Raw genomic sequence first — 8,180 nt, 5'->3', positions numbered from 1 at the left:
CGCCCGGCGATCTGCGCGGGGCGTACCGGGAAGGGCGCGAGGGCAATCTGGTGCTCTTCGTGGTGGACACCTCCGGATCCATGGCCGCCCGTGACCGGCTGTCCGCGGTGACCGGCGCGGTGGTGACCCTGCTGCGCGACGCGTATCAGCGGCGCGACAAGGTCGCCGTGATCTCGGTGCGCGGCAGCGAGGCCGAACTCGTGTTGCCGCCCACCTCCTCGATCGATATCGCGGTCCGTCGCCTGTCCGGTTTACGGACCGGCGGCAAGACCCCCCTCGCCGCGGGGTTGCGCACCGCCCGGGAGCTGGTCTACCGCGAACGCGTCCGCGACCCGCAGCGCCGGCCCATGCTGGTGCTGCTCACCGACGGCCGCGCCACCGGCGGGACCGACCCTGTCCCGCGAGCGCGCGCGGCGGCCGCCCGGCTGGCCCGCGACGGTGTCACCTCCGTCGTCGTGGACTGCGAACGCGGCCTGGTCCGGCTGGGCCTGGCCGCCGAACTGGCGACCGTGCTGGGCGGTCCGGTCGTCCGGCTCACCGAACTGACCGGTGCCTCGGTGGCCGAGGTGGTCCGGGCGGGCGCCGCCGGTGGGGTCCGCGCCGCGTGATCCCGGCCCCGGCCCGACCCGGACGAGCACGAAACCCGAACCAGATCAGGAGATCCGATGCCCAAAGGGGTGCCCGAGCATGTACCCGACGACGGACTGACCACCCGGCAGCGTCGTAATCAGCCGGTGCTCGCCGTGCACACGGGCCCGGGCAAGGGGAAGTCCACCGCCGCCTTCGGGATGGCGCTGCGCGCCTGGAACCAGGGTTTCGATGTGGCGGTGTTCCAGTTCGTCAAGAGCGCCAAATGGAAGGTCGGGGAGGAAGCGGTTTTCCGTGAACTCGGCCGGTTGCACAGCGAGTCCGGCATGGGCGGGCCGGTGCAGTGGCACAAGATGGGCGAGGGCTGGTCGTGGACTCGTAAGCAGGGCAGCGAAACCGATCACGCGGCCGCCGCGCTGGCCGGCTGGCAGGAGATCGCCCGCCGGTTGCGGGCCCAGGAGCACCGGTTCTATGTGCTGGACGAGTTCACCTACCCGCTGAAATGGGGATGGGTGGACGTGGCCGAGGTCGTCGAGACCCTGCGAGAGCGGCCGGGTAACCAGCATGTCGTCATCACCGGCCGGGACGCGCCCGCGGCACTGGTGGAGGCGGCGGACCTGGTCACCGAGATGACCAAGGTGCGCCACCCCATGGACGCGGGCCGCAAGGGACAACGGGGAATCGAATGGTGAGTTCGGCCGGGGCGCGGTGCGCTGCCCGCCGGTACCGCTGGGCCGGGAATACACCCCGATGAGCGCCGCCCCGGGGATCGTGCTCGCCGCGCCCGCCTCCGGCAGCGGGAAGACCACGGTCGCGACCGGTCTCATCGGTGCCCTGCGCCGGGCGGGCCGCCGGGTGGCCCCCTTCAAGGTGGGGCCCGACTACATCGATCCCGGCTATCACGGCCTCGCCGCCGGACGTCCCGGCCGTAATCTCGATCCGGTACTGGTCGGGCACGACCGGATCGCCCCGCTCTACCGCCACGGTGCCCGCGACTGCGATATCGCGGTGGTGGAAGGCGTGATGGGCCTGTTCGACGGACGGATCGACGAACAGGCCGCCGATCCCGTGGCGGAGGGCTCCACCGCCCAGGTGGCGAGCCTGCTGGGCCTCCCGGTGGTCCTGGTCGTCGACGCACGCGGTCACAGCCAGAGTCTGGCCGCGCTGCTGCACGGCTTCGCCACCTTCGATTCCGGTGTCCGGCTGGGTGGGGTGGTGCTCAACCGGGTCGGCAGCGCACGGCACGAACAGGTGCTGCGCGCCGCCTGCGACCGGGTGGGCCTGCCGGTGCTCGGCGCGCTGCCCAGGCTGGCCGAACTCGAGGTCCCGTCCCGGCATCTGGGCCTGATCCCGGCGGTGGAACACGGCGTCGCGGCGATGCGCGCGGTGGACGCGATGACCGATCTCGCCGCGCGCCATATCGATCTGGCCGCGGTCGCGGCGCTGGCCGCCGCGCCGGAGTCCGGGCCGAGCTGGGAGCCGGCCCGCGAACTCGCGGACGAGGCCGCGGTGCCGGACGGACCGGATCCGGTGATCGCGGTGGCCGGAGGACCCGCCTTCACCTTCGGATATGCCGAACACCGGGAACTGCTCACCGCCGCGGGCGCACGGGTGGCCGTGATCGATCCGCTGCACGACGCCCTGCCGGCCGATGCCGCGGGTCTGGTGCTGCCGGGCGGTTTCCCGGAAGAGCACGCGGGGACATTGGCGGCCAATACCGGATTGCGCGCCGCGGTGGCGGACCGGGCCCGGGAGGGGTTGCCGATCCATGCCGAATGCGCCGGGCTGCTGTACCTCACGAGGTCTCTGGACGGTCATCCGATGGCCGGCTTGATCGATGCCGCCGCCGAGTTCGGGCCCCGCCTCACGCTCGGCTACCGAGAAGCGGTGGCGCTGGCCGATTCCGTGCTCTGGCGCACCGGTGAGCGGGTACGCGGCCACGAATTCCATCGGACCCGGCTGGTGCGGTCCGGCGGCGACCCGCCCGCCTGGGGATGGCGGATCGCCGGAGAGCAGATGCGCGAGGGTGCGCTCGTGCACCGGGTCCACGCGTCCTACCTGCACACACATCCGGCCGGGAACCCGGGCGCCGTGCGTCGGTTCGTCGCCGCCGCCCGCGTCTATCAGCGCACCCGCCCCGCCGCGCGCATACGGTGATCGGCGGAGACCGGCGGCCCCGACCCGGCTCCGCACCGCGGCGCGCGCCGGACCGTGCCGGACTCGCGGTCGGTCTCGGCCTGCGGCCGGACCTGTCCGCTGAGCGGATTCTCGCGGCGTTGGCGGAAGCCTTTCCCGGCCGGCGGATAGCCTGCCTTGCGACCCTGGAACGCCGGGCGGGTGAACCGGGCCCGCGCGGTGCTGCCGCCACCCTGGGCGTGCCGCTGCACGGCTATTCCGCCGAGCAGTTGGCGCGGGTGCCGGTGCCGAACCCGTCGGAGCGGGTGGTCGCCGCATTGGGCATTCCCGGTGTGGCCGAGGCCGCGGCGCTGCTGGCCGGTACCGGGCCTTTGCTCGTGCCGCGACAGGTGGTGGGGGGCGTGGTGGTCGCCGCGACCGCCGCGCACGGCTGACCACCCACCGGGGCTCCGGTCGTCTGCCGGATGAACGGTGCCGCCCGCCGCGTGCGGTGCGTGCGCAGCGGCTACCGAGAGATTTCGTCGTTCGACGAGAAGGGCCGATTTCTGCCAGCGCGCTCCGGGCAAGGGTCCTTACCGTCGATCCGTGACCACAATCGTCTCCACTCGCGAGGGCATCGTCGGTACAGCGACGGTGACCTTCATGTCTATCGCCGCGGCGCTGGGAACAGCGACGATCTACCCACTTCAGCCGGCCGTCGCCGAAGTGTCGGGAGCGCTGGGGGTAACCGTCGCCGCCATGGGCGTGGCCCTCGCGTGTGGCCCGGTGGGCTACATGGTGGGTCTGGCCCTGCTCGTCCCGCTGGTCGACAGGTTCTCACCACGAGTTGTTCTGGCGCTGCAGTTCGTCGTGCTCACTGCCGCACTCGTGCTGACCGCTGTCAGTGGCACGGTGTGGTTGATCGGGCTCGCGATGCTGGTCACGGGAGCGTGTTCGTCGGTCGGGGCGGGCCTGAGTTCGGTGGTGGGGCGATCGGCCCCACCGGCGCGTCGGTCGACGAGTCTGGGGATTGTCACCGCGGGGATCTCGGCCGGTATCCTCGGCGGCCGAATCCTCGGCGGATGGCTGTCCGACCTGGTGGGTTGGCGAAATATGCTCCTGCTGGCCGCGGCGGCGTGCGTCGTCGTCGCGGTGGTCTGCCTGCGCACGCTGCCCGCCTCCAAGGGAAGCGTTACGCAGGGGTACCTGGCGGCACTCGTGTCGACTCCCGGCCTGTTTCGCCGCAGCCGGGTCCTGCGCGGCGGAGCGGCGCGGGGCGCCCTGTGGTTCTTCGCCTTCTGCGCGGTGTGGTCCGGCATCGCTGTCGCGCTGTCGGAACCACCGTTGTCGCTGTCGGCCGAACAGATCGGGCTGTATGGACTTGCTGGTGTCTCGGGTATTTTCGCGACGCGCCTCGCCGGTCGGTGGACCGACCGGGTCGGGCCTCGACCGGTCATCCTGGCCGGGCTGGTCACGGCGGGCGCCTCGTGCGTGATCCTCGTCTGCGGACTGTCGAGCGTCGCGGTGACACTCGTTGCGCTCGCGCTGTTCGACGCCGGCCTCTTCGCTGCGCAGGTCGCGAATCAAACCACGATCCTGGCGGTGAACCCGCAGGCACCGGCGCAGTTCAACGGCGCATACATGCTGGTGTACTTCATCGGCGGGAGCCTGGGGACGGGCTTCGGAACGGCGGCGGTTGCCGGTGCCGGGTGGTCGGCGTGTATCGCCGTCTGCGGCGCGGCGATAGCCGCGGCCGGCGTACTGACCAGGTCCATGGGTCGGGGCGATACCGATGGGCTCTGAACCGCCGAGTTCCCCGCGACTGTCAGGGCGCCACCGACAGCAGATCCGCGAAACCGGTGGGGTCGTGCCGTCCGACGCTCGCGTGTTCGAACAGCCCCCAGCCCTCGGCGTCCCCGCAGCGGGCGTGGGCGATGTGATCGGTGACGCCCCACGGGATCCGCCCCGCGATCGCCGGATCGGTGAGGTCGTAGCTGTTGGCCCACGACCAGTCGCGGCCCTTCCACTGCCCGTGCTGCCAATCCGGGTCGCCGCCGTAACCGCAGCCGATGTGCAGCGGTATCCCGGTGACGGTGCGGATATCGATGGTCAACGGTTTCCCGTCGGAGGTACGCAGTTCCAGGCTCGCGCTCTCCGGATGGCGGGTGCCGGACCGGTAGTCGATGGTGATCCGCGGCCAGCCCAGCTGTTCCACCGAGCCGTCGGGGAACACCCGGACCGCATCGTTGAGGGTCCGGTAGCCGTCCGGATTCTCCTGGATGATCACCACCACCGCGAAATCGTCGAACCGCAGCGGCACGTACAGCCACCAGAACCCGCCGGCTCCTTCGGTGGCCGCCCGGCCCGGCGGCTCGCTCTCGCCGACGGGCCGGATGCCCCAGGAGCGATCCCGGGTGCCGGTCCAGATCGCCGGGTCCACGGTGATGTCCTCGCCGCCGAGCGCGAGTGTGCCCGCCCAGGAGCCGACCTGGGCGAAGCGGGAGGCATCCAGAGTCGGACGGTTACCGGCCAGCATGACGTGCGGCTGCTCCTGGACGGCGGGGAAGGCGCCGGTCCAGGTGAGGTCGAGGCCGAGGTCCTCGTGGTCACACACCACGCGGATCCGGCGCAGCGGTTCGACCACTTCGATCCGGTAGCCGCCGACCGCCATGTCCAGGCTCCGGTCGCCGCGCGCGTCGGAGAACCGCACCGAGGTGATCTCGTCGCCGCGGCGGACCGCGGCGTAGGCATCGGCGACACCGAGATTCGGGTACACCCCGAAGCCGGTCACCAGCATGATCGCGCCGTCGCGGTTGTGCGCGTTGAAATAGCTGCGGTCGTAGAAGTTCCGGTCGCTGGTCGCGGCCCGGGCGATGGGCAGCGGTGTCTGGTGGATCGGATACTCGTCCAGGGGTCCCGGCGCGGTGGCCGGGGTGTGGCCGGTGGTCTCGCTCATCTCAATCCCATCCGTAGGTGCCGTCGAGCATGGCCTCCAGGGTGGCGCGATGCATGATGTAGTCGTCGCGCTCGGCCGGGGCCGTGTCCTCACCCATGTGGATCATCCGGCGTTTGATCCGGGCCATGACGATCGCGTGCCGCAGCGCGGCATAGGTGAGATAGAAGTCCAGATCCGTGACGGTGTGGCCGCTGACCTTCTCGTAGTGCGCGACGACCTCGTCGCGGCGCAGGAAATCGGGGAGGCCGGGGAAGCCGAAGCCGGTGGCGATGTCCTGGAAGAAGCGGTGCAGGAAGATCATCCAGGCCAGATCGAGTTCGCGCGGGCCCAGTGCGGCCATCTCCCAGTCCAATACGGCGACCGGTGCGAATCCTTCGTAGATGATATTGCCGGGCCGGGCATCACCCCAGCTCAGCACATCGGGTCCGGGGTCGTCGGGGAAGTTGCGGTCCAGCCAGTCGAAAGCGCGCTCGATGAGCGGGATCTCGTAGCCGTCGCCGGCCAGGGCCCAGTGGTACCAGGCCCGGTCCGATTCGATATGGCGGCGCAACGCCGGGCCGGGACCGTCGAGTTCGGGGAACCGCTGTGCCGGGTCGGGTAGCGCGTGGATCCGGGCCAGGACATCGACAGTGTTGCGGGTGAGTTCGGCCCGTTCGGCGGTGGTCGCGTCGTAGAGCCAGCCGGCGAACACGTAGGGCGGATTGTCACCCGGGATCCGGCCCGGAACCCGGTCCATCACGAAGAACGGTGCGCCGCAGGCGGCACTCTCGGTTTCCAGCCAGCGCAACCGCGGTACCGGGACGTCGGTGGCGGCGCCGATTTCGGTGATGACGCGGTACTGCAGGGCCAGATCGTATTTCTCGAAGACCGGGAACGCGCCCTCCTCTGGGATCATCCGGGCCACGAAGGCGCCTCCTTCGGTGCGGCCGCCGGATTTCCAGTGCGCGTCGAACAGCACCGACGCGCTGGAGAGCCCTCCCGACAGCGGCCGCTGCAGATCACTGATGACCGGCGGTCCGTCGGCCCCGACCTTGTCCCGTAACCATTCGGAGAGTTGTCCCGCCAGCGCGTCCAGATCGCGTTCGCTGGTGGTGAGCCGCATATGTTCGGTGGGGTTCACATCGTCGGGCATCATCGTCCTCCTGACGCCATCCGGCCTCGGCGCGGAAACCGGCCGATCTCGCCTGTCACGACACCGGGACGCCCGCGTGCGGGAGACTGTAACGTGTTTCAGTCCCGGGTGGTGCCGATTCGGCGGATCATCGGCCTGCCGGAACATCGCGAATCGCTGCCCGGGCGCGGCCGGCCGACCCATAATCCCTTCGATGGCCGGGGCGCGCCGCTCGGCCGGGCGGGAGGACCACGATGAACGTGACGCTGTGCCGTACAGGGCCGGGCGGGGTGGGGTGCGGCGAGCCGGCGCCCGGACCGGCCGGGAGGTCCACGTGAAGCGCGTCCGTGAGGCGGTCGCCGTGCTGGTGGCCGCGGGGCTGCTGCTGGTGCTGGGGGCGGCTCTGCGTCCGCTGTTCGTCGACGACCCGGCGGCGCCGGAGATCCTGTCGGCCACGGAGATCGGATTCGTCCAGGACATGGCCGCCCATCACCATCAGGCTCTGGTGATGGTGCAGCGGCTCGATCCCGGCGCCGCCCCCGCGGTGCAGGGCCTGGCCCGGCAGATCGAGGACACCCAGCTCTCCGAGATCGGCACCTTACTGGGCTGGTTGCGCCTGGCCGGCGCGCCGGCGGCGGGTGCGGAGCCGATGAGCTGGATGCCCGCACGGACCCACGATCACCACGCCGCCCACGACCCCGACACGGCCGCGATGCCGGGGATGGCCACGCAGGCCGAACTGGACGACCTCGCGGCCGCGCGGGGCCGCGCCGCCGCGATCCTGTTCCTGCGGCTGATGCAGCGCCATCACGAGGGCGGCATCGCCATGGCCCGGGTGGCCGACGCGCTGCTCACCGACGGAGTGGTGAAACAGGTGGCCCGGGAAATGATCACCGCGCAGACCCAGGAGTCGGGGCTGATGGCACTGCTGCTGGCGGAACTGGAGGCGGATCCACCGCGCTGAGCCGGAATGAACACGCGCGGGCGCCGGTTGCTCGTGGTCATGAGCGCTATCTCGTTGCCCGACACCGTCAAGAAATACATCGACGAGGCCAAACTGTTCGTCACCGTGGCCACTATCGGCCGTGACGGACATCCGCATCTCACCGTCACCTGGATCGACCGGGACGGCGACGAGTTGCTCTACTCCACGACGACCGACCGCGTCCAGGGCAAGAACCTGGCCCGCGATCCGCGCATCTCGGTGCTGATCGCGCCGCCGGACAACCCGTACGTGTACGCGGAGATCCGCGGTACCGCCACCCTCACCCCGGACCCCGACATGCTGGTCGGCGACCGGATGTCGATCAAATACACGGGAAAGCCCTACGCCGAGTTCAACCCGGCCTCGGTGGACGACGGCCCCCGGGTGGCGGTGCGGATCACGCCGACCAAGATCACCGGCAGGCT

The 8,180-nt window shown here is 70.8% G+C and carries 9 protein-coding genes; 7 read left to right on the top strand and 2 right to left on the bottom strand.

Annotated features, from left to right (window positions below; genetic code table 11):
* The 5 genes from ON38_RS17070 to ON38_RS17050 form a co-directional block, all read left to right on the top strand.
* The coding region (locus ON38_RS17070; protein ID WP_039825817.1) for a vWA domain-containing protein at positions 1–608 on the top strand (608 nt) is incomplete at its 5' end.
* 57 nt (positions 609–665) lie between these two features.
* Positions 666–1,280, top strand: coding sequence for a cob(I)yrinic acid a,c-diamide adenosyltransferase (cobO, locus tag ON38_RS17065; protein WP_039825816.1), 615 nt, complete (start codon positions 666–668; stop codon positions 1,278–1,280).
* Between the two features lie 58 nt (positions 1,281–1,338).
* Entirely contained in the window at positions 1,339–2,745 is a 1,407-nt protein-coding gene (locus ON38_RS17060) for a cobyrinic acid a,c-diamide synthase CobB (RefSeq protein ID WP_039825824.1), read from the top strand.
* The gene (locus ON38_RS17055; protein WP_083872748.1) at positions 2,742–3,158 is read left to right on the top strand and encodes a cobalamin biosynthesis protein; all 417 of its coding nucleotides are present in this window, start codon (positions 2,742–2,744) and stop codon (positions 3,156–3,158) included. Before ON38_RS17060 ends, ON38_RS17055 begins: the two co-directional genes overlap by 4 nt.
* A gap of 151 nt (positions 3,159–3,309) precedes the next feature.
* A complete protein-coding gene (locus tag ON38_RS17050) occupies positions 3,310–4,506 on the top strand; it encodes an MFS transporter (protein WP_245564076.1) in 1,197 nt (398 codons plus the stop codon).
* Positions 4,507–4,528: 22 nt separating this feature from the next.
* On the opposite strand, the gene ON38_RS17045 is transcribed toward ON38_RS17050, so the two are convergent.
* Both ON38_RS17045 and ON38_RS17040 read right to left on the bottom strand, forming a co-directional pair.
* On the bottom strand, positions 4,529–5,659 hold the full coding sequence (locus ON38_RS17045) for an Rv3169 family protein (protein WP_051164890.1): 1,131 nt from the start codon (positions 5,657–5,659) through the stop codon (positions 4,529–4,531).
* Between the two features lies 1 nt (position 5,660).
* Positions 5,661–6,794, bottom strand: coding sequence for a phosphotransferase family protein (locus tag ON38_RS17040; RefSeq protein WP_306306678.1), 1,134 nt, complete (start codon positions 6,792–6,794; stop codon positions 5,661–5,663).
* A gap of 310 nt (positions 6,795–7,104) precedes the next feature.
* Here ON38_RS17040 and ON38_RS17035 point away from each other — a divergent pair, with 310 nt between their 5' ends.
* Positions 7,105–7,734: a DUF305 domain-containing protein gene (locus ON38_RS17035; protein WP_039825819.1), complete on the top strand. Its 630-nt coding sequence runs from the start codon at positions 7,105–7,107 to the stop codon at positions 7,732–7,734.
* 6 nt (positions 7,735–7,740) lie between these two features.
* A partial coding sequence (locus tag ON38_RS17030; RefSeq protein ID WP_245564075.1) for a PPOX class F420-dependent oxidoreductase occupies positions 7,741–8,180 on the top strand: 440 nt, incomplete at its 3' end.

It is taken from the genome of Nocardia testacea NBRC 100365 (assembly GCF_000308775.1).
In the GTDB taxonomy this organism is placed as follows: domain Bacteria; phylum Actinomycetota; class Actinomycetes; order Mycobacteriales; family Mycobacteriaceae; genus Nocardia; species Nocardia testacea.
Note: the sequence above shows the minus strand (reverse complement) of the source record. Positions and strands in the feature narration are given on the sequence as shown.

Excerpts from the sequence above, each read along its gene's own strand:
- cobO (WP_039825816.1), top strand. The coding sequence starts at position 666 with ATGCCCAAAGGGGTGCCCGAGCATGTACCCGACGACGGACTGACCACC.
- ON38_RS17060 (WP_039825824.1), top strand. The coding sequence starts at position 1,339 with ATGAGCGCCGCCCCGGGGATCGTGCTCGCCGCGCCCGCCTCCGGCAGC.
- ON38_RS17045 (WP_051164890.1), bottom strand. The coding sequence starts at position 5,659 with ATGAGCGAGACCACCGGCCACACCCCGGCCACCGCGCCGGGACCCCTG.
- ON38_RS17040 (WP_306306678.1), bottom strand. The coding sequence starts at position 6,794 with ATGATGCCCGACGATGTGAACCCCACCGAACATATGCGGCTCACCACC.